20 protein-coding genes are annotated in these 22,351 nt (G+C 46.9%); 16 read left to right on the top strand and 4 right to left on the bottom strand.

Annotated features, from left to right (window positions below):
* Positions 1–166: 166 nt before the first annotated feature.
* On the bottom strand, positions 167–409 hold the full coding sequence (locus tag FB479_RS06550) for a hypothetical protein (protein ID WP_142063495.1): 243 nt from the start codon (positions 407–409) through the stop codon (positions 167–169).
* A gap of 201 nt (positions 410–610) precedes the next feature.
* Between FB479_RS06550 and FB479_RS06545 the strand changes: the two genes are divergently transcribed.
* From FB479_RS06545 to FB479_RS06480, 14 genes are all read left to right on the top strand, one after another.
* Positions 611–2,143 (top strand): YcdB/YcdC domain-containing protein, encoded by a 1,533-nt coding sequence (locus FB479_RS06545; RefSeq protein ID WP_142063492.1) that lies wholly within the window; start codon positions 611–613, stop codon positions 2,141–2,143.
* 163 nt (positions 2,144–2,306) lie between these two features.
* A complete protein-coding gene (locus tag FB479_RS06540; RefSeq protein WP_142063489.1) occupies positions 2,307–3,512 on the top strand; it encodes an ROK family transcriptional regulator in 1,206 nt (401 codons plus the stop codon).
* Between the two features lie 152 nt (positions 3,513–3,664).
* On the top strand, positions 3,665–4,945 hold the full coding sequence (locus FB479_RS06535) for an ABC transporter substrate-binding protein (protein WP_106655758.1): 1,281 nt from the start codon (positions 3,665–3,667) through the stop codon (positions 4,943–4,945).
* A 71-nt stretch (positions 4,946–5,016) separates the two neighbouring features.
* Positions 5,017–5,976: a carbohydrate ABC transporter permease gene (locus FB479_RS06530; RefSeq protein WP_106655759.1), complete on the top strand. Its 960-nt coding sequence runs from the start codon at positions 5,017–5,019 to the stop codon at positions 5,974–5,976.
* Between the two features lie 30 nt (positions 5,977–6,006).
* Positions 6,007–6,849, top strand: coding sequence for a carbohydrate ABC transporter permease (locus FB479_RS06525; protein WP_142063486.1), 843 nt, complete (start codon positions 6,007–6,009; stop codon positions 6,847–6,849).
* Between the two features lie 29 nt (positions 6,850–6,878).
* Entirely contained in the window at positions 6,879–7,868 is a 990-nt protein-coding gene (locus tag FB479_RS06520) for a Gfo/Idh/MocA family protein (protein ID WP_142063483.1), read from the top strand.
* Between the two features lie 13 nt (positions 7,869–7,881).
* Complete coding sequence (locus tag FB479_RS06515) at positions 7,882–8,856, top strand: Gfo/Idh/MocA family protein (protein ID WP_142063480.1); 975 nt, start codon at positions 7,882–7,884, stop codon at positions 8,854–8,856.
* Positions 8,857–8,871: 15 nt separating this feature from the next.
* Positions 8,872–9,846 carry a Gfo/Idh/MocA family protein gene (locus FB479_RS06510; RefSeq protein WP_142063478.1) on the top strand — a complete coding sequence of 325 codons (975 nt, stop codon included), beginning with the start codon at positions 8,872–8,874 and terminating at the stop codon, positions 9,844–9,846.
* A gap of 5 nt (positions 9,847–9,851) precedes the next feature.
* Positions 9,852–10,676, top strand: a complete 825-nt coding sequence (locus FB479_RS06505; RefSeq protein WP_106655764.1) for a sugar phosphate isomerase/epimerase family protein — start codon at positions 9,852–9,854, stop codon at positions 10,674–10,676.
* 27 nt (positions 10,677–10,703) lie between these two features.
* The gene (locus FB479_RS06500; protein WP_142063475.1) at positions 10,704–11,690 is read left to right on the top strand and encodes an ROK family protein; all 987 of its coding nucleotides are present in this window, start codon (positions 10,704–10,706) and stop codon (positions 11,688–11,690) included.
* A gap of 167 nt (positions 11,691–11,857) precedes the next feature.
* Positions 11,858–12,109 carry a hypothetical protein gene (locus tag FB479_RS06495; RefSeq protein WP_255438299.1) on the top strand — a complete coding sequence of 84 codons (252 nt, stop codon included), beginning with the start codon at positions 11,858–11,860 and terminating at the stop codon, positions 12,107–12,109.
* A gap of 125 nt (positions 12,110–12,234) precedes the next feature.
* Complete coding sequence (locus FB479_RS06490; protein ID WP_142063472.1) at positions 12,235–13,287, top strand: hypothetical protein; 1,053 nt, start codon at positions 12,235–12,237, stop codon at positions 13,285–13,287.
* A gap of 133 nt (positions 13,288–13,420) precedes the next feature.
* Entirely contained in the window at positions 13,421–14,335 is a 915-nt protein-coding gene (cysK, locus tag FB479_RS06485; RefSeq protein WP_088906631.1) for a cysteine synthase A, read from the top strand.
* 15 nt (positions 14,336–14,350) lie between these two features.
* Complete coding sequence (locus FB479_RS06480) at positions 14,351–15,514, top strand: FAD-dependent monooxygenase (RefSeq protein ID WP_142063469.1); 1,164 nt, start codon at positions 14,351–14,353, stop codon at positions 15,512–15,514.
* A 58-nt stretch (positions 15,515–15,572) separates the two neighbouring features.
* Here FB479_RS06480 and FB479_RS06475 read toward each other — a convergent pair whose 3' ends face one another.
* On the bottom strand, positions 15,573–16,757 hold the full coding sequence (locus FB479_RS06475) for an amidohydrolase (protein WP_106655769.1): 1,185 nt from the start codon (positions 16,755–16,757) through the stop codon (positions 15,573–15,575).
* Positions 16,758–16,998: 241 nt separating this feature from the next.
* Between FB479_RS06475 and FB479_RS06470 the strand changes: the two genes are divergently transcribed.
* On the top strand, positions 16,999–18,330 hold the full coding sequence (locus FB479_RS06470; protein ID WP_174769459.1) for an ATP-binding protein: 1,332 nt from the start codon (positions 16,999–17,001) through the stop codon (positions 18,328–18,330).
* Between the two features lie 76 nt (positions 18,331–18,406).
* On the opposite strand, the gene FB479_RS06465 is transcribed toward FB479_RS06470, so the two are convergent.
* Positions 18,407–19,594 (bottom strand): MFS transporter, encoded by a 1,188-nt coding sequence (locus tag FB479_RS06465; protein ID WP_142063466.1) that lies wholly within the window; start codon positions 19,592–19,594, stop codon positions 18,407–18,409.
* 270 nt (positions 19,595–19,864) lie between these two features.
* Between FB479_RS06465 and mraY the strand changes: the two genes are divergently transcribed.
* A complete protein-coding gene (gene mraY / locus FB479_RS06460; protein ID WP_142063463.1) occupies positions 19,865–20,821 on the top strand; it encodes a phospho-N-acetylmuramoyl-pentapeptide-transferase in 957 nt (318 codons plus the stop codon).
* Between the two features lie 431 nt (positions 20,822–21,252).
* Here the strand turns inward: mraY and FB479_RS06455 are convergent, their stop codons facing one another.
* The gene (locus FB479_RS06455) at positions 21,253–22,011 is read right to left on the bottom strand and encodes a TrmB family transcriptional regulator (RefSeq protein WP_142063460.1); all 759 of its coding nucleotides are present in this window, start codon (positions 22,009–22,011) and stop codon (positions 21,253–21,255) included.
* Positions 22,012–22,351: the final 340 nt, after the last annotated feature.

Here is a 22,351-nt window from a genome sequence, read left to right as displayed (position 1 = left end):
TAAAAGCTGGACGATTAATGGAATGAGATCTCCAATAAAAGTAAGAATCGCAATTGCGGTATTCATAGAAGCCCCTCCTTAAAATTCCAAATTCACTATCATTGTATTAATGTTCATAATAGTAATCAAGAAATATTTTCCACTTATGTCGAATTGACAAAGTTGGTTATGTGAAAAAGTCATATAATGCCTTGATAAGAATAACGATTTGTAATGCAACCAGTGCAAAAATAATGACAGCCCAGTCTCTGTTCTTTTTCCATTCCAATACACCTTTCGAGGCAGAGATAACGACTAGGCCTACTATTGCTAATAGCTGAAAGAAAGCGACACTTGTCAGTAGTGCTAGAATTCCAATGACAACAACAATAGTTACTGTCGCTTTAAACCAAAAGGGCTGCTCGCTCATACTAACGCCCCATTTCCCTTTTTTGTAAATTTTAACATACACAAGAAAAAAGCCAAGCCATAAGGCTCAGCTAGGGACTTAAATAAAAAGCAAAGGGGAATGTTTTTTTATGTAAATTTTTCGGGAAAATTGAAACAAAACAGATCGAGGTACGAATAATGAATGCGAGAAAGCAAATATGAACAGACGAGAGGAAGAGAAATGATGAAAAAAGTTACGCACGCTGTGTTCCTCCTGATGGCTGCAAGTATTGTGATGTCATCTCCTAGTGGTGCACTGGCAAGGGAGAACACGATGGAAAAAATAAAAGTAGAGCAAATGACACCCGAAATAAACAAGGTGGTGGAAAAAGGGGTGAAGAAAGCAGCTAGTCTCATCCCTTATTTGAAAGATTACCCTGTTAGAGAAGTCGTATTGAAAGACACTTCTTATCTGCTCGTGAACAACTACAAGTCTAAAGAAAACAATGCCGAATTCGTTGCCTTGGTGCTCGACAAAAATACGGGTGACCTGCTTGAGTTTGGCAAACACGAGCTATATAACCAAAAGAGTCAAACGCTTTACCCGATCGACAAATCAAAAGAAGCAGCCGTTTCCTTTATGAAAAAATGGTACGGAGAAGACATGGCAGGATACCAGCTGGATGGGGACGGGGTTGCGAAGGTTTTCGATGGAAAGACAAATACAATTCAGTTTGTACGTATGGTCAACGGAGTTCCTTTCACAGACGACATCGTTCAGATACAAGTTGATCACGATGGGCAGATCACAGGAAAATCCCTTGGCATGCATATCGAAAAAATCTCCTTCGCGAACTTGGATCAGGCCCTACCCAAAGAAAAAGCCGAGAAACAGCTGTCCACCTTTATGAAATTGCGGTATTCCCTCGATAAAGACGGAAAAACCTACAAGCTCCTCTACATCCCGGCTTTTTCCGGTAAGTTGGATGCCGTGTCCGGCAAAGACAGCGTAAATATGCCTTACCACAGTAAAGTGAATGTGAAACCAAAGGGTACCAGCCAGCCCGTAGCGAAATCACGTGAAGAAGCACAAGCGTATCTTGCTCAGCGTACTGGTTATGATTTTTCAAAAGGGAACGTCTTTTTTGAAGATTTGACTGGTGAAAAACCCGTGATTATCGATTATTTCTGGAAATCAAGGAAGTGGGAGGGGCGTACGAATTATTCGTGGAGGACAGAAGACGGATGGATTGGGAGCATGCTGATCGAACCGAAAACAGGCGCAATTGTGAACTATAGTGTCGTAGATACAAGTGTGTCAAAGTCACCTGCCAAAAAATTGACGCAAGAGCAGGCCTTTCAGTTTGCCATGAATGAAGTAGCTGAGATCGCTCCTGCTGGTACTGGCGAGCTGCTGCTGCTTCAGCCGGGAGAATATAATGAAAGTACAAATGAATACTCCTTCCATTTTGTGCTGCAAGAGCAGGGGATTCCTGTAGAGGATTGGCTGACGCAAATCGCGATCAACGGCAGCAACGGGAAAGTCATGGGGATCGATCTCAATGAAAAGGTCGATGGAGTAATGCCTGATCCGAAGAAGGCAATCTCCCCAGAAGAAGCGGCAGCCGTTTTACTCAAGAAATACCCATTGCAGCTACAGTATACCTTGCAAGAGGAAGGCAAAGCTTCTCTTGTCTATACGTTCCCGCACATGTTCGATGCAAAAATAGATGCGATAACGGGTGAATTTTATACCTACGAGTCCACAGAATAAGAGTACAAGCGAGAGAACTTCCCTTTCAGCAGTTTAAGGGAGGTTCTTTTTCAATCAGAAAAAGTTGATTGAAATCTAAGAAAAAACGAAATTGACACAAAATACAAATTTCAGTATGATCACTTTATAAAGTCATTGGAAAAATAAAGGATGAACGAATACGATGCGCAGAACTGGAGATCTGAAACTAATCCAAGAGCTCAATCGCTTTATTATACTCGACACCATTCGCCAGTTTGGGCCCATCTCGCGAAGTGATATCGCCAAAAAGCAGGGCATCAGTCCAACTACCGTCACCTCGGCAGTCAATGAGCTGATCCGTGACGGTATGGTTGCAGAAGATGGAACAGGTGAGTCAAAAGGTGGCCGTAAGCCGATTATGGTTCGCTTCTGTCCAGACGGGAAGTTTTTGATTGGCGTCTCTATTACGAATACAGCGATTACGATTGCCGAAATGAATTTGGAAGCGGCTACAAAGCAAAAGAAAATCTACCCGGTAAAAGCTGGGCTAGTGAGTGACCTGATCATCCAGTATGTGCTGGATTCGATCGAGGACTTTCTCCAGTCGATGGATGATGTCAGCCGTTGTCTGGGCATTTCCATCATCGCACCAGGGATTGTCGATGCAGCGAGTGGGGTCATCCGCTTCAATTCCAAGCTGCGCTTGCATGATGTTCCGTTAAAAGACATGGCAGAAGAGCGTTTTGGGCTAAAAACATGGCTCGACAATGATGCCAATGCAATCGCCCTGGCAGAAAAAAATTTCGGTGGTGGACTGAATGCTGACAATCTCCTGTTTGTTACCGTGGGAGAAGGGGTTGGTTCAGGTCTCGTTGTAAACGGTTCCATCTTCCGCGGAAGCCGTGGTGGAGCGGGAGAATTCGGGCATACGACAGTCGATCGAAGTGGGATGCGCTGTGACTGCGGCAACGTGGGCTGTTTGGAAAACTACGTGGCGTGGCCGGCCATTTACTCAGGCATACTGTCGGCTGTTACACGCGGAAAAGAAACGCTCGTCATGGATTTGGCTGACGGAGATATGACAAGAATCACATTTGATGTCTTTCGCGAAGCACTGCATCAAGGGGATCAAGTATGCCAAGACATCGTCGACGAAATCGCTTCGTACTTGTCGATTGGTATTGTGAATTTGGTGAATTTGTTCAACCCGAGCCTGATCATTTTGGGTGGAGAAATGATCCGGGACAACCAAGTGTTGTTTGCGCGCATCCAAAAACAAGTGATGGCTCAAGCGATGGGGACGATGGTCGAAGGGCTGGAATTCCGTCCAACTGTATTGGGTGCTGATTTCGAGGTCAAGGCTGCGGCTGCTGTTTTGTTACAAGATGTTTTTCACTTCAGCTTGTAACATCTTTTTGAATACTTTATTTGGTCACTGGAAAAAGAAAGTTCAACCCATCAAAAATCATTGAAAGGGGGCGAGTCGAAAAGGAAAGCGTGTCGTGTTTGGCCATATTTTGGGGGTAAAAGAGGAGAACGTAAATCGAGGAGGGATTTCTGATGAAGAAGTTGGTTTCGATTGCAATGGCTGCTCTCTTGGTAGCAGTGGCAGGATGTTCGGGCGGCGGGCAGAGCTCCGCACCAGCTGGAACGACTGACAGTGCTGCTTCAGGCGAAAAGGTAACGCTCACATATGCGCTGTGGGACAAAAACCAAATGCCTGCGATAGAGGAAATGGCGAAAAAGTTTAACGAAAAGAACCCGAACGTGGACATCAAGATCGAGCTAACGCCTAACAAGCAATACTGGACAAAGATGGAGGCAGCCGCAACGGGTGGCACCTTGCCGGACATTTTTTGGATTAATGGTCCGCGTATCATTAAATACGCAGATAATGACATGCTCTTGCCAATTACAGATCAAATCAAGGCAGATGGCATCGATCTGAACAATTATCCGAAAGCTCTCGTTGATCTCTACACCTACGATGGACAAAACTACGCGCTACCGAAAGATTTCGACACCATTGGCCTTTGGTACAACAAGAAGCTGTTTGACGACGCAAAAGTGCCGTATCCAGACGAAACCTGGGATTGGAACAAGCTGAAGGAAGTAGCAAAGCAACTGACGGATGAGAAAAAAGGCGTTTGGGGTATTGCAGCACCTCCTTATGGACAGGACGGCTTCTATAACACGATCTATCAAAACGGTGGCTATATCATTTCGGAAGACAAGAAAACGTCCGGCTATGACAAACCGGAAACGATCGAAGGTCTCAAGTTTTGGACAGACCTGATCAACGAAAAAGCATCGCCAACAGCAGCCCAATTGTCCGAAACAGAGGCAACACAGTTGTTTGAATCAGGCAAGATCGCGATGATGTACAACGGATCATGGATGGCATCCGCTTTTAATAAGAATGAGTATACAAAGGACAAAGTGGACGTGACGTATCTTCCAAAAGGGAAAGAGAACACGAGCGTCATTCACGGCCTGGGCAACGTGATTTCGGCCAATACCAAACATCCAAAGGAAGCGTGGGAATTCGTGAAATTTTTGGGCTCGAAAGAAGGAGCAGAAATCCTGGCAAAATCGGGTGCTGCGATTCCGGCATTTAACGGAACACAGGATACATGGGTACAATCCATGCCAAACTTTCATCTGAAAATTTTTATTGATCAGGCAGCTGTTGCGAAACCGTATCCGATCTCGAAAGACACGGCAAAATGGGCCAAGCTCGAAACAGAGCTCATGACCAAGGCTTGGGCTGGTCAAATGAGCGTAGAGGATGCTTCCAAAGAGCTCGCGCAAAAAATGAACGAAATGCTTAGCCAAGAATAAAAGGTCCATGATGGATGGCTTCGCATCATGGACGAGGCCATCCTCTCTTGAAAAGCTAATGTAAGGAGGGAATGAATGCGATGAGCAGCCAGTTGCAGCCTGAAATGCACGCCGCCGTCCAGCCAAAAACGAAAAAATCGTTGAATCGCATGAAGAGAAGTGATTGGTTCTGGGCGTATCTCATGATTGCTCCCACACTGATCGGGTTGGGTGTCTTCTACTTATGGCCGATCGTACAAACCATTTATTTGAGCTTTACCAAGTGGGGAGGATTCGGCAAGTACAAGTGGGCAGGCTTACATAATTATGAGTTGTTGTTCCAGGACCCTTACTTGTGGATCGCACTGAAAAACACGCTGATTTATACAGTAATCGCAGTTCCGGTAGGTATCGCTATCTCCATTTTTATCGCTGTGCTTCTTAATCAGAAAATTAAGGGGATTACGATTTATCGCACCCTGTACTTCCTGCCTGTTGTGACGATGGCTGCAGCGGTGGCGATGGTGTGGAGATGGTTGTACAACGCCGATTACGGTCTGATCAATTATTTGCTGGGCTTGATAGGCATTGAGGGCCCACGCTGGATATCTGATCCCGCCATTGCTTTGTATGCGGTGATTATCGTTGCCGTTTGGAGCTCCATCGGATACAACATGGTGATTTTTCTGGCCGGACTGCAAGGCATCCCGAGAAGCTATTACGAAGCCGCAGAAATTGATGGAGCGGGACCGGTTCGCATGTTTTTCAAGATTACGTTGCCGTTGTTGACTCCTTCGATCTTTTTCGTCAGTATCACTTCCTTGATTGGGGCTTTTCAAGTATTTGACCTGATTTATCTGATGCTCGGAAGCAAAATGGGCAATCCGGCAACAGAGCAGACGCAGACGATGGCGTACTTGTTCTTTACGAATGGATTTGAATCAGGGAACGGTGGCTATGCGGCCGCAGTTGCCGTCGTGCTTCTGGTGATGATCCTGATCGTCACTGCTATTCAAATGAAGTTGCAGAAAAAATGGGTTCACTATGATTAATCAAAGCTGAACAGATGGGAGGGATATGGAATGAGTGTTTATACGAGTCGGAATAAAACGACCAAGAAATTGTTAATTCATCTGTTGTTGATTGCAGGTGCTCTCGTGATGATTGCGCCATTTGTCTGGATGGTTCTTACTTCGCTCAAGTCACTGGGCGAATCGACACAGGTGCCTCCGGTCATTTTGCCGACCAAGTATCAGTGGGAGAATTACACCCATATTTTTGAGATGCTGCCCTTCTTGGACTTTTATTGGAATACCTTGATCACAACCGTGGCGAAGGTAATCGGACAAGTATTTCTTTGCTCGCTTGCGGCGTACGCATTCGCGCGAATTGAATTTCCAGGGCGAAACGCCTTGTTCATCCTGTTCTTGACCGTTTTGATGGTGCCAGGTCAGGTGTTTCTGCTCCCGCAATTTATGATCATGAAAGAGCTCGGCTGGCTGAATACGTTGACAGCATTGATTGTACCGGGCTTGTTCAGTGCATTCGGCACGTTTCTTCTGCGTCAGTTTTTCATGTCGCTGCCAAAAGAATTGGAAGAAGCAGCGAAGCTCGATGGCTGCAACCATTTTCAGATTTACTGGAGAATTATGCTGCCGCTGGCGAAGCCCGGCTTGATCGCACTCGCCATTTTCGTAGCGTTGTGGTCTTGGAACGACCTGATGTGGCCGCTGATCGTCAACAGCACGCCTGATAAAATGCCGCTCTCAGCTGGTTTGGCGTACTTGACGGGCGAGCACACCAATTTGACGAACTACCCGATTTTGATGGCGGGTTCCGTTCTTGCCATTTGGCCGATGATCATCGTCTTTATTTTCTTACAGAAGCATTTTGTCGAGGGAATTACCCTAACTGGGTCCAAATAGACTTTTTCGAAAAAAGGAGTGAAACCATTATGCATCATGTTCTGGTAATCGGAGCAGGAACCATGGGGACTGTTCATGCGAAATCGTATGCTGCCATGGAAGGTGTCAAGCTGGTTGGAATCGTCGATATCCGCAGCGAGAGAGGAAAAGAGCTGGCTGCCGAAACAAAAACGGAATGGTTCGAGAGCTATGAAGAGGCCATGGAAAAACTGGCGCAGGTCGACATCGTAGACGTGTGTTTGCCTACGTACCTGCATAAAACCTATGTGAAAAAAGCTGCGGATGCAGGCAAGCATGTCATTTGCGAAAAGCCGTTGGCTCGAGATAAGGAAGAGGCTCGTTTTATCGTTGATTATTGCCGGGAGAAAAACGTCAAGCTGTTCGTCGGACACGTCCTGCGCTTCTTCCCGGAATATGAAAAGTCCCGTCAGCTGGTTAATGACGGCGCGATTGGCAATGTCGGTGTGGCACGTACGTTCCGCGGTGGGATCTTCCCGACAGCATGGAATGACTGGTACGCGGACTACAAAAACAGTGGCAGCCTTGTTTTAGATATGATCATTCACGATTTTGACTTTTTGCGTTGGTGCTTCGGGGATGTGGAACGTGTGTACGCGAAAGGCTTGCTTGGTCGAGGTTTTGCTCGGATGGATTACGCACTGGTTACACTTCGCTTCAAGAACGGCATGATTGCACATGTGGAAGGCTCGTGGGCACATGAAGGATTTGCGATGAAAATGGAGCTGGCAGGCAAGGAAGGCATCATTTCCTATGACAGCTCAAAGGAAAAACCGCTTTTGGCGGTTAGTCGCTCGAAGCAAGCAGGCATGAGCGGGGTCGCAGTTCCGGAGAGTCCGTTGCGTGAAAACCCGTATTTCAGAGAACTGAAGCATTTCATCGAATGCATCGACCGAGATCTGGAGCCACTCGTGACGGCAGAAGATGCCGTGAAAGCGGTAGAAATCGCTCGTGCTGCGCTTGTGTCAATCGAAACGGGCAAACCCGTAACTTTGGTGTAGGAGGGGACTGGACATGAAACTCGGTATCATCAGTGTTGCACATATGCATGCATACAGCTACGCAAATGCGATTGCGAAGTTAGATGGGGTTCAATTGGTCGGGGTAGCAGATGAGGATGAAGTACGTGGAAAGGCGGCGGCTGAAAAGTTCGGGATTCCGTTCTTCGCTGATTATCATGAGCTGCTCGCAACGGATATCGATGCGGTCATCGTCACCTCGGAAAACGCCAAGCACCAAGAGCATACGTTAGCGGCAGCGAAGGCTGGCAAGCACATCTTGTGCGAAAAACCGCTGGCGACAACAGCAGAGGCTGCGCAAGAGATGATCGACTTTTGCCGCGAGCAGGGCGTCATTTTGCAGACGGCATTCCCTGTGCGATTCCATCCGGCTGTCGTTCGAGCAAAGCAACTGGTGGAGCAAGGCAAGGTCGGACGTATCATGGCAATCCGGGGTACAAACCGTGGACAAAATCCTGGTGGTTGGTTTGTCGATCCCGAGAAATCCGGCGGAGGTGCTGTGATCGATCACACGGTTCACGTTGTTGACTTGATGCGCTGGTTTATGGACTCTGAAGTGCGTGAGGTCTATGCGGAGGTAGACAGCAAGTTTTCCGATACGCCGATTGATGATTGCGGCATTTTGACGATGGAATTTGAGAACGGTGTATTCGCCACACTCGATTGCAGCTGGTCTCGCAACAAGGCCTTCCCAACATGGGGTGACGTGACGATGGAAATTATCGGGACAGAAGGCACGATCTCGCTCGACGCGTTTTCTCAAAAGCTGGATGTCTATTCCAATGAAAAAGGCTTGAAGTGGGTCAACTGGGGTGATGACATGGACAGTCAATTGGTCAAAGATTTCGTCACCAGCGTGCGTGAAAAGAAAGCGCCGTCGATTACGGGTGAAGACGGCTTGCGAGCTGTGGAAGTCGCACTCGCCGCTTATCAATCCGCTGAACAGAAGCAACCAGTCGTATTACGCTAGGACGGTGAAGGACGCATGAGTGTACGTGTAGGCATGATCGGCGTAGGTGGAATCGGGCAGCATCATCTAAAAGGCTTGTTGACGGACGAAAGGGTAAAGGTCGTTGCAGTATGCGACGTGAACCAAGAGGCGGCTGCAGAGACTGCTGAGCGCATTGGGGCGCATGGCTACACCTCTTGGCGTGAGCTAGTAGAGGCAGAAAAGCTGGATGCTTTGTTTGTGTGCGTCCCTCCTTTTGCGCATGAAGAGATTGAGGAAACAGGGGCGGCGAAAGGCATTCATCTGTTTGTGGAAAAGCCAATTGGGCTGGACATACAGAAAGTAAGCGAAAAGCAAGCAGCGATTGAAAAGGCAGGGATTATCACCGCGACTGGCTATTGCCTGCGCTATCTCGATATCGTGCAGGAAGCGAAAGCGTACTTGGAGGGCAAGTCGATTGCACTCGTCCGCGGCCATTATTTGACCAAGTTCGTCACGACACCATGGTGGAGGGAAATGGGCAAGTCAGGTGGACAGCTTGTGGAGCAGGCGACACATACGCTGGACATGATGCGGTATTTGGCCGGAGATATCGAAAAGGTCTATGCACAGATGGCTTTGCTCGTCTCGCGTGACATTCCAAACATCGATATTCCGGACGTGACTTCTATCAGTATGGTGTTTCAGTCAGGGGCGCTAGGACATCTGGATACGTGCTTCATCCAGCCGGATCACCGTACGAATGTAGAAATCTTGGGCAAAGATTTCCGCGTCATGATTGACGGAAAGCAATTGTCGATCATGGATGAGCAGGGAACACGTGCTTCAGCGAGCACGGTGGATATGTACGTGGAGCAAGATCGGGCGTTTATCACAGCGATTGTGACTGGGGATCGCAGCTTGATTTTGTCGCCGTATGAATCAGCGAGAAAGACGCTAGAAGTAACGCTGGCAGCAAATCAATCGGCACAGGAAGGAAAGCCTGTCACTATTTTGAGAAAAGGGGAGTGAGGCGCATGGCTTTTCAAAAGGGAATCAATGCTTGGTGCTTCCCAAAGGAAACGAGCGTACAAGAAATGTTTCGCCAGGCGAAAGCGAATGGCTATCAAGGGGTAGAACTGAATTTGGACGAGGGAGATGCTCCCTTTCATTTAGAGATGACAAAGCAAGAAATGAAGCAGCTGGCAGACGGGGCTCGTGAGCTCAATCTGGAGCTGCCAAGCGTCTCTACTGCCCTTTTATGGAAATATCCGTTGACTCACAATGAGGAAGCGATCCGCGAGCAAGGCATCCGTGTTGTCGAGAAAATGATAGAGGCGGCAAGCATTTTTGGCTCACGGACCGTCCTCGTCGTTCCTGGACTCGTGACGGCTGAGGTGTCGTATGATACGGCCTACGAGCGGGCGCGTGAAGCATTGCAGCGCTTGGCGAAAAAGGCCGAGCAGCATCAGGTATACATCGGGGTCGAAAATGTATGGAACAAGTTTTTGCTCAGTCCGCTGGAGATGGCCCGCTTGATCGATGAAGTAGACAGTCCTTGGGTAGGCGCTTATTTTGATGTAGGCAACGTGCTGCAATTCGGTTTTCCTGAGCAATGGATTCGCATTTTGGGCAAGAGAATTCAAGCTATTCACGTCAAAGATTTTAAGACATCGACAGGCAACATTACAGGTTTCGTGCCGCTGCTCGCTGGCGATATTCCATGGAATCGCGTAGTGGAAGCGCTGCGTGAGATCGGGTACGAAGGCTACATCATCCCGGAAATCTCGCCTTATAGCCAGTTGCCTGAGCAATTGATCGCGCATACGTCCCAAGCGTTGGACGCCATTTTTCAATCGTGAATGGACAGCAAGGATGTGAAGCGGAAGATGAATCAAGACAAATCATATGCCATCGGGATTGATCTGGGAGGTACAAAGATCATAGCCGCGATCGTCGACCAGCATGGCAACATCCTCAGGCAGGCGAACGCAGCGACACAGACAGAAGAGGCAGCGGCAGCAGTCATCGGACGCATCGGTGATTTGGTGCAAAATGTTTTGGACGATAGTGGAATCAATATCTCTCGTATTCGCGGAATCGGGATAGCAACCGCAGGCATTATTGATACCCAGCGTCAAATGGTCATTTTTGCAAGCAATTTGAATTGGAGCGATGTTCCGATCGGCGGGATACTCCAAGAACGATTCGGCGTAGCCGTGCAATTGATCAATGATGCCAATGCAGCAGCGGTAGCAGAATGGGCGTTTGGAAGTGCACGTGGCACGAAAGACTTGATCTATGTAACGGTCAGTACGGGTGTTGGTGCTGGCATTATAAGTGGAGGACGACTGATTACAGGTGTTGGTGATAGTGCCGGGGAGTTCGGGCATATTTCGCTTGATCCGGAAGGTCCGCTATGCGTATGCGGGAATAGAGGATGCCTGGAAAATTACACGTCTGGACTGGCTTTGGCAAGCAGAGCAAGAGAGCAGCTCCTACATGGCGTTACAAGCTCGTTGCTCGTTGACAATGGGAATGATCTAAGCAGGATAACCGCTAGAGAGGTTGGAGAGGCGGCGGATCGCGGAGATATCCTGAGCATGACCTTAATGAAGGAAGCGGGTTATTATCTCGGGGTCGGACTGACCAATCTGATCCATCTGTTCAATCCGCAGGTGATTGTCATTGGTGGTGGAGTGATGAAGAATGGACATCTGCTACTAGCGGAAGCAAAGAATGTCATTCGCGAGCGTTCCATCTCCCGTATGGCAAACCAAGCGAGCATCCAGTTGACTACGATTGGAGCGGAAGCAGGTGTGCTCGGTGCAGCAGGCATGTATTATCCGTCCGAGCGTGAAATGGTTGAGGTATAACAGAGTGAAAGTGCGAGAAGCCGATGGTTTGGAGACATCGGCTTTTTTCTATATCTATCCTGTGCAGTGCTAGTCATAGGAGCCTAGACCTAGATTCTATCTATTGGTAAAATATTACTTGGAAAAATCTTCACATAACATGATAGAGAGACTGACGGAGGGGTACCATGGCAGATGCCAAAACAGCAAAAGCAGCGAAGAAGCCCGGAGCTGCTCCTAAAGGATCGGGATTGTATACTGCAAAAGCAAATGGATATGGGAATTACGAGATTGGGAATATACCTGTTGGAGAATACTACATCATCGTTGTCTCGGGAAAAACTCACCGTGATATTCGCCAGCCGGTAGATGAAGATTTTACAATCGAAGAAAATCAAACACTCGATTTCAGTCACGATTTTGGTTATACGTTCTATTGATCTTGGATTTGGCCTTTAGACTCATAGGGTTTTCCCCAGCGATTCATGTATCATATTACTATGGCACGTTTTGGCAGGAAAAACAGGTCAAACGTATTAGAATTTGTGGGTAAAGGGGTCGCAGCATGAAGGGAAAAAACAAAAGCATCATGATCGCCATGGCTCTGGTCATCGTCGTATTGCTGGGATACGCAGGCTATCGTTTCTTTGGTCCTGTGATACTGGCGGAAGGGTATTTGTACGAAGACGATACACGCATGCTATACACGAATGTCACGGTGAATAACGAGAAAGTAAACGTAGAAATGACAGATTCCATTGTCGAAACGGAAGACAGCATCCCTGTTCTGAAAACGGAGTCGATCTTGCTGGAGGGAACGCTGGATGGTAAACAGCTGACCCTCAAAAATCCGGCAACTGGTCAGGATATTATCGGTACAGTGAAGGGTGACGAGCTCCAATTTGACGGGCTGCTTATGGAAGAGAATAAGGGACAGACGAGTCTTGTTGCCACAAACAAAAGTGCGTACGAAAGCAAATTGGCGACACTAACCAAGCGTATCAACGAAGAAGCAGAAATAAAAAAGAAAGAAGTAGCTGAACAACAAGCCAAAGAAAAAGCGCGAGTCGATTTCGCCAAAAAAGTAAAGCAGACAGAAAAGCTAGAGGCTGATCTGATTGAAACGGCAAAGTATTTGGACGAGCTGCAATTTACGGATGAAGCGCAGTTTTCAAACGATCAAATAGCGGAGCTGCAAAGACTGTTGGAAGAGATTCGTACCTATTCGACGCAGCCAGGCTTGAGCAAGATGGAATTCGAGGTCATGCAAGGAACACTGGGCAGTATGAAGGTGTTGGTCGATGGGATGAACACTATGGATGGTTCGATCCAGGATAAAAACAAAAACATGCAGGAAATGATCACCATCATGGAGACCGACATGAAGGACATTCAAGCGATTTGGTCGGAAATCAAAGCGAGCGTGCCGGATGCCGAGAAACGGGAAAAAGCAATCCATGCGGCTGTCAAGACAGCGACTGATTCAATCGGCCAGGCGAAGAAGCGCCAAGGCTCGGTAGACAAAAGCGGACAAGCAAAAGTGAAAGAAACTGCGAACAGTCTGTATCAACAAGCGGTGAATGTATTGAATCAGACAAAAGCAAAGTATGGTTTTTAGACAGGTAAAGGCTCTCATTCGAGAGCTTTTTCCCATTTGAGCACCCTTATCGTTTTCAGGTCGGAAAAATTATATTATTCTTATAGTATTACTAAGGGATAATCATTAAGGCATATTTTTCAGGAGGAGTACAATGAGCGTCTACCAGAACATTACCGAATTGATTGGAAATACGCCGATTGTTCGACTGAGGCGCATGGTTCCTGAAGGAGCAGCAGAAGTTTTTGTGAAGCTGGAGAAATTCAATCCGTCCGGGAGTGTGAAGGACCGTGCTGCCTACAATCTGATCTTGACGGCTGAGCAAGCGGGACTGATCCAACCGGGTGATACGATCATAGAGCCGACTAGCGGCAATACGGGAATCGGCTTAGCGATGAATGCCGCAGCAAAAGGCTATCGCGCGATTTTGGTCATGCCTGACAATATGTCAAAGGAACGGATCAATATTTTGAAAGCGTATGGGGCAGAGGTTGTATTGACACCGAGTGAGCTGAGGATGCCGGGGGCGATTGCCAAAGCGCAGGAGCTGCAAAAAGAGATCCCGCGCAGCTTTATTCCTCAGCAATTCGAGAATCAGGCAAACCCCGACATCCATCGAACGACGACGGCTGAGGAAATTTTTGCGCAAACGAATGGTCGACTGGATGCGTTTGTTGCCACAGCTGGGACGGGCGGAACGATTACCGGAACAGGCGAAGCGTTGCGGGAAAAGCTCCCGGAGCTGTATATTGCTGTCGTCGAACCAAAAGGCTCACCGGTTTTGTCTGGCGGAAAGCCTGGTCCACATAAACTGGTAGGCACAAGCCCTGGTTTTGTTCCACAAATCCTCAATACCAGCATTTATAATGAAATCATTCAAATCGCAGACGAAGACGCCCTACAAAGCATGAGGCAGCTTGCAGCGTTGGAAGGGATTCTCGTTGGCCCTTCATCGGGTGCCTCGGTCTTTGCTGCCATTACGATTGCCAAAAGGCTGGGGGTGGGTAAGCGGGTTGTTTGCATTGCGCCTGACACGGGGGAGCGGTATTTGAGTATGAATCTTTTCTAAATAGGAGAAAAGACGATGAGCAACGAAAAACACGCACTGATCATCGGGGCAGGCTTGAGCGGGCTCGCATCAGCGCTTGCCTTGAAGCAATTGGGCTGGCAAGTGACGCTTTTTGAGCAGGCAAAGGAGCATAAAGGCATCGGTGCTGGAATCGTTTTGGCTGCCAATGCCATGAAAGCACTGGATAGGCTGGGAGTTGGACAGGAAGTGCGCGAGCTTGGGGCAGCTGTCCGTTCAGCGCGGATTCGCGACTGGAAGGGAAATTTGTTAGTCGAGCTGCCTGTTGCGGAACAAGCAGAACGGTACGGGGCTGACAGCTACTTGATTCATCGGGCTGATCTACAGCAGGCACTTTTGGCAAAAATCTCGACGCATGAATTGGTTCTCGGCAAGCAGTTCGTTTCTTTTTCTCAAGAAGAGGAAAGAGTTCAAGCCGCTTTTGCAGATGGATCAGGTACACATGGGACGATTCTGATCGGAGCGGACGGGATTCACTCTCGTGTACGGAAGAGACTGTTCGGTGAAGAGTCGATGAGATACTCGGGGTACACGGCGATTCGCGGGATTGCAACTTACCAAGACCCTCGTTATCCACTGGAATCAGGAGGAGGCTTTGAAGCATGGGGCAGGGGGATTCGTTTTGGATTTTCCCATATCGGCAACAATCGAATTCATTGGTTTGCCGCCATCAATGCACCTGAGGGAGAAAAAGATGGGCCGCTGGGCCGGAAGCGAGAGACGTTGCGCCGATTGGAAGGCTGGTATGAGCCAGTACGTGCAGTGATTGAGGCGACAGAGGATGCAGCCATCTTGCGGCATGATATTTACGACCGTGTACCACTCAGGAGATGGAGTGAGGGCCGGGTGACATTAGTAGGCGATGCGGCACATCCGATGCTGCCGAATCTGGGGCAAGGAGCAGGCCAAAGCATGGAAGACGCACTCGTGCTGGCCAGATGCTTGGCAGAAGCAGACACGGACTCGGCTCACGCTTTGCGCATGTATGAAGAGAAACGAAAGAAGCGGGCGAATGCGATTGTGAAAGGTTCCCGCTTGATGGGGGCAGTCACCCAATGGGAAAATCCGCTGGCCGTCGTGGCTCGTCATTTCCTGCTAAAAACGATCCCTGCCCGTATCCAGAGCAGAAGACTGGATTGGATTGTCGGACACGAGGTGTGAATGCGGCGGTAGTAAAAAGGCAAGGAGCATGAGGCCCTTGCCTTTCAACATTGTCCGTTTATTGATGACGTGCCTGATAGGCAAGTAACGCTGCAATGAATAACTGACCGGTTTGAAGCATGGAGCGCTCATCGACATCGAATTTGGGATGATGATGCGGATACGTTGCCTGAATCTCCGGGTTGCGTCCACCGACCATGAAGAAGGTAGCGGGGCGCTCTTGGGCAAAGTAAGCAAAATCCTCTCCGCCCATGCCTGGAGGGATTTTCAATACGCGCTCCTCACCAAAAATACGTTTGGCTTCCGCTACAAATAAGGGAGTCTCTGTCTCATCGTTCCAAGTAGCTGGGTAGCCGCGTTGATACATGATTTCGCAAGTAGCGCCGACTGCCTGGCAACTGGCTTCCACAATACGTTTCAGAGATTGCTCGACCGCGACTCTCACTTCCTCGTCATACGTGCGGACGGTCCCCTTGAGCCTCACTTGATCAGGAATGACGTTGAACGCTTCACCCCCGCCGACGAAGGAGCAAACAGACAGAACAACTTGTTTCAGCGGATCTACCTGACGGCTGGCAATCTGCTGCAAATTCATGACAACCTGACTGCCCAATACGATTGGATCAACGGAGGTATGAGGATAAGCGCCGTGACCGCCTTTTCCGTACAAGACGATCTCGAAGCTGTCTGCTGCTGCCGTAATGTAGCCATGACCGATCCCGACAGTGCCTACGGGAAGCTCGGAGGCAACGTGCGCGCCATAAACGACATCGACTCCTTCGAGACAACCCGCCTCCACCATGGCTTTGGCGCCACCAGGTGGCAGCTCTTCCGCGAACTGATGCAGGAATACCACATTTCCTGGGAGTTCATCGCGGAACTCGCTTAATACTTGCGCGACTCCCAAAAGTCCGGAGGTATGTATATCGTGACCGCACGCGTGCATAACGCCTGGAATGCGGGACTTATACGGTACTTCTTTTTCATCTTGAATGGGCAAGGCATCGAAGTCAGCGCGCAACGCAACTGTTTTTCCTGGCTTTCCTCCCTTCAGGAGACCGACAACACCCATACCGCCTACACCTGTTTGCACTTCTATACCAAAAGAAGCCAGCTTGTCTGCTACTTTCTTCGCTGTGTTTTCCTCCTGAAAGGAAAGCTCGGGATACATATGCAAATCACGTCTGAATGAAACAAGCTCTGGATAAATCTCCTGCAGCCGGGCAAACAGTTTTTCTTCCATCGAACCCACTCCTTTTTCCTAGGGAAAGAGATTGGTATTTGGTATTCGTCTTATTATAAAAATATTCCGAATCATAATTCAATGTATGATTTCGAGAAGTATAATGAAGCTGAATTCATATTATGTAGACATTTCCAGTAGAAATCTCTAGAATATGAAAGAGACATGTTCAAAAAGTCGTGTTTTTAGTACAACTGCGTAATCAAAAGACGACTTTTTGAACAGATGGATTGAGGAGATTATGACGAGTCCAACACAACCAAAAAATCCCAGAGTTCTAATCATTATGCTCGTTTCTGGCATCCTTGTTTTGATCTTGACTTGTGTAAGCATCGCGATTTCCTATTTTAATACGATTCAATCCGTCCGACTCTCCATTGCGAATCAAAGCATGAAAGCCGCTTCTACAGTAGCAGACAGTCTAGATGTTGACGCGTATCAGGAGTTTTTACGAAATCCGGTAAAAGAGACCCCCGCCTATAAACGAATCGAACAGCAATTGAATCAAGCACGAGAGCAGTTCGGTCTGCTGTATTTATACACGATTCAAATCAATGAAGACAGGCAAAGTGGTCGCGCGATGATCGTCTCAAGGCCTCCAAATGCGCAGCAAAATTTTGATATCGGTATTCCTATTGTTCTATATCCTGAGCACATTCAAATGATTTACGAAGGATCATCAACGTACTACTCAGATATTATCAGAGATCCAGATTACGGGGTCTACATGTCTGCGGGTGCGCCGCTTAGAGATAGAGAAGGAAGAATCATCGGAATAGTCGGAGTAGATACGGACGTAGCCATCGTCGAGGACATTGGAAATGATGTCGTTCGTAGCAGCATTCCTGTTTTTGCGATTCAAGGTTTGTTTGTCGTCGTACTGATCTTCCTGGTTCTTTGCATGGAACGCTGGTACCAACGCGCCATCAAGGCAGCAGTTGGCGAGACGGAAGAAACTTACCAGGATGAATTGCGCTCAGTCATTTGTTCGATGCGCTCCATACGCCATGATTTCGTCAATCACATGCAAGTGCTCTACGGTTTGATCGAATGCGGATATTATCCAAAAGCACGAGATTACGTGCAGTCGTTGCTGAAAGAAACCAAGCTTTTGGACCTCACCGTGAGGTTTGCAAATCCTGCCTTAATGGTATTGCTTCACACCAAATGGGAGCAGGCTAAATCCAAACAAATCGTGATGCAATTTGAAGAATGTTCTGATCCAATCGATAGCATTCCTTCCATTGATCTGATCAAAATTTTATCGAATCTTATTGATAATGCGATTGAAGCGGCTGAGTTAGCGGATGGGGAAAAGCGAGTCAGCATTTATTTTTGCTGTGATGAAGACCACGTTATTTTCCGAGTGGAAAATACAGGACCGGAAATAACGCCAGAACAACGTGCACGTATTTTCGAGAATGGCTATACAACGAAAACAGAGAAAAAATGCGGTGGGCGCGGAACGGGTCTGACGATCGTAGATTCAGTTGTTCACAAGCACAAGGGGAAAATTGAGGTTTGGTCCGAGCGGGGAATCACGAGGTTTACCGTCCGGTTGCCAGTGAAGTAGGCTCGTAACGAAAACGATTCTAGGATGATAAGAAAAAGCCGTCAATTCGTTGACGGCTTTTTGCTTTTGCGAGTTGCTATGCATTTTGTCCTGGCGAAGGCTGCACTACTTGGCTTTCCTGTGCTTGAAATGGACGTGAAATCGAGTAGAAGGCAAACCCGAACGAAAGCAGGACGAACACGGCTCCAACCCAAGGCGTGTAGATGACGGATGATCGCTCGACGACGAGACCGCCAGCCAGAGAGCCAAGGGCGATACCTAAATGCTGGGCAGAGGTATTCAAGCTTAATTGAATGTCTGCGGTAGCAGGTGAGCAGGAGATCAAATAGTTTTGCTGTGCTGGCGAAATAGCCCAGCTAAGCGCACTCCAGATTGCCATGATCGGCAAGAACAAATAAAGCGAGCCTGTAAAAAACGGCAAGACACACATGATCAAGCCAAACACGGGAATGATGAACAGAATGCTCTTGGTTGCTCCCCATTTGTCTGCAATCCAACCGCCAATCCCACCGCCTGCAACGGCAGCAATCCCGAACAAGAGATAAATCCAGCTCAGTGTCGTTCCGTCCACATTCATCGTCGTTTGCAGATAAGGGGTAAAGTATGCATACAGCGTCAAGTGACCTGTCAGCATTAACAAGACGATAAACAAGGCGCTGAATAACTTGCCGCTACGGAGGGTAGTCATTTGATCACGTAACGGAATCGGCGGTGCCGTTTGAACTTTTGGCAAAAACAAGAGGATAAAGATCATTGCAACGACACTTAGAGCCGCAATCAGCCAGAACGGGGCACGCCATCCGAAGGCATTCCCCAGAGCCAGTCCTACAGGGACGCCGAGCACGAGCGAACCGCTAATCCCCATGAAAATAACGCCAATGGCACGGCCTCGATAGGCAGGTTCCACAAGACTCGTCGCAATAGTAATCGACAGCACAATCAGGATGGAACTGCTTGCTGCGCTCAAAATGCGTGCCGTCATTAATACAGTGTAGCTCGGACTAAGTGCTGCGAGCACATTACTCAGGAAAAAGGCAGCTAATGCATACAAGTATAGCTTTTTGCGCTCGACACGCCTCGTAACATGCAGGAGCAGAGGAGCGGCAACAGCAAAGGCAAGCGAAAATATGGTGATTAATTGTCCGGCAGCGCTAATCGATACCTGAAGATCACGAGCAATCAGATCGAGCGTACCACCGATAATCAATTCCACCGTACCAACGACAAAGGTAGCAATCGCTAAGATGAAGACACGTGGATTCAAAACAATAGCTCCTCTCAACTAAAAAGGTTACTACCATAATAGTAACCTTTTTGGTCTTGTGCAACTAGAAATTTCTCCATACAAGTAGAAAAGACTCCGGCCAACTCTCAGTTTTTAATAAGGTATTAGGGGGACTTGTGTTACGGATTACGTATGCCCTCGCGCTTTTCTTGAATAAACATTTACATAAATATTGTATGAAATAGAGGAAGTGAATGAATTTTTCAGAAAATTAATATAGTTAGTAAAAAGAAAAGGAGTAAATGAAAAGTGAGTAATCAAATAATCCCAGCGTTAATTGCTTTTATAGTCGTTTCAATTTTATCTCCACTATTAATAGCCGTTTTGAGAAAGCTTAGGCTCATTCAACCGATAAGAAAAGAGCTTCCTTCAGATCATCAGTTAAAAAATGGAACCCCGTTAATGTTTGGAATTATTCTGTTTGTTGGAATTATCGTATCAATTCTTTTTTCACCTACTCCAATCATGTATTTTTTGTCTATTACCTACATTCTTTTTAGTTTTGTCGGGTTTTTGGACGATTTTTGGAAGGCTTCTCGGCAAGATCCAGGAGGGATATCGGGTAAGACCAAACTTATTTTTCAATTTACGTTTACGGGTACTTTGCTTTTTTACGTGATCAACGAGCTAGGCGTAGACACCAGCATTGATATTTTTAAACATATTTCATTGGATCTTCCAATGGTGTTATACGTCATTGTCATTACCTTATTTGTCGTAGGTTCTGCAAATGCTATAAATTTCACGGATGGATTAGACGGTCTTTTAGGAGTTGTTGCAATCCCTACATACTTTTTCTTTTTTATGGTCTCAGACAGATCAGAGGTACAAATTTTTTGTTTAATTATGATTGGATGTTTACTCGGCTTTCTCATTTACAATATATATCCTGCCAAAGCTTTTATGGGGGATACGGGATCATTAGCGATAGGAGGATCGCTTTCATTTCTTGCTGTTCTTGAGAAAGTTGAAATTTTAATTCCCATTTTATTCTTTATATATTTTGCTGAACAACTTTCGGTTATTTTACAAGTTTCCTCCTTTAAACTTACTCATAAGCGTATTTTCAGAATGACACCGATTCACTTTCACTTTCGCTTAAAATATGGGTGGTCCGAAACTACAATTGTAGCGATTTTTGGACTTATTTCGTGGTTTTGTGCTTTTATCTGTTTAATTTATTGGAGATTTTTCCTAAATCCATAAATAAAGTTATAATCATTCCGATGAATAGTAGAGGTAACCAAGCAATGCACAAAGCAGAAAAAAAATGCCAAGGTCGAAAATCTGCCACCAAATAAATTGATGTACTAATCAATACCCCGATAATTAAATAAATGGAGATGATCTCCATTTTGTCATCGAACTCCTTTTTAATAGTATAAAAAGGTGCACTTGTAGGGGTGCTACATTTAGGCATAATATTTTAAGATTTTTTATGTGAAAACGATCTTCAACTAAATGGCCCGATTGCTGAACATGCAAAGAAAAATCGAAGCCGGTGATCCTTGGCATACAGGACACCGGCAATTTTTCTGTCAACCAGTGCTTAGCGTACAAAATCCGCACTTTGTTGGCGAGATTCCTATCAAGCTTTACAGACTCGTAATTAAAATGGCTGAAAGTCCTAGGCATTGTCAGTATCGGAGGCGGATGATCATCTTGCGGATTTCTTCATCGTCAAACAGTTGATCCACATATTTTTGGGTGATTTTTGTCAGTGCGACATCATGGTAAAAAGAATCGGCAAAAAATTTGACGAACGGTTGACCGCGTGTCTTGATCGCATGCCAGCCCGTGTCCTCCTCGCCTGCAAAAATCATTTCATCTTGGTCCGCTACGATTAGCTGATAGCGCTCCAAGCCTTGATGCTCTTGTACAGGGATAAAGGAATGAACACAGGATAATTTGGTGCTAATCTGCCCGATCACCAAGGCTTCGATCTCAACGCCTTCCTTTTCTTTCATCTCCAGTAAGGGTTCATACTCCAAAAAATCATCGGACCAGGCAGAGATACGAATAGACCGTGTTGCCCGCTGGATCAATTGTTTGCATTCCGCACGGATCGATTCGTCAACCTTTAGGCTCCAGACTCGGTCATCGCGCACAGTTTTGTGAGAAAGGGAACTGGTCAATTTTTTGACGTCGGTTTGAAATTGGCGGGTCAGCTTTTCTACCAGGCTGTCCAGAGGAAGGGCTGTATACCGCTTTTTCTTTTCCGATACGGTGTCAAGGACCATCCCCTTTTCTACCAGACGATTTAACACCTCATAAATTTTTGCCTTTGGCACCCCCGAATGCTTCACGACCATTGCTGCATCGAGAGGCTCTCCGCTAGACGCCAACGCTTCATAAACTTTACTCTCATACAGAGAAAAACCAAATGTTTGCAGCATCAAAATCCTCCATGGAAAACACGAGCATTTTTATTCGATCGTACCGATAATCGAGTTGTTTTGCAAGAAAGAGGAGGAGGGGAAAGGGATATTTTATCGAAAAGAATCGAGTTTTTTCGACAATATTCGCTATATTTATTGTAGGTCTTTAGGCAGTAGACACACCAAGCATATATCAAATAGAGACCCTATGTATAAATGATTAGCCGAAAATTCGGCACTTGCTGTAACTAGTTCGATAGCCTTATTGAGCAACTTCTTTTGAACGGGAAGGTTTTTTTGTCGAAGGAAAAAATTTGGCAAAGATTACGTATGGCGTAATAATTATGAATAATCGGAA

It is taken from the genome of Brevibacillus sp. AG162, assembly GCF_006715575.1.
Taxonomy (GTDB): Bacteria; Bacillota; Bacilli; order Brevibacillales; family Brevibacillaceae; genus Brevibacillus; species Brevibacillus brevis.
This window is presented reverse-complemented; position numbering and strand designations above follow the sequence as displayed.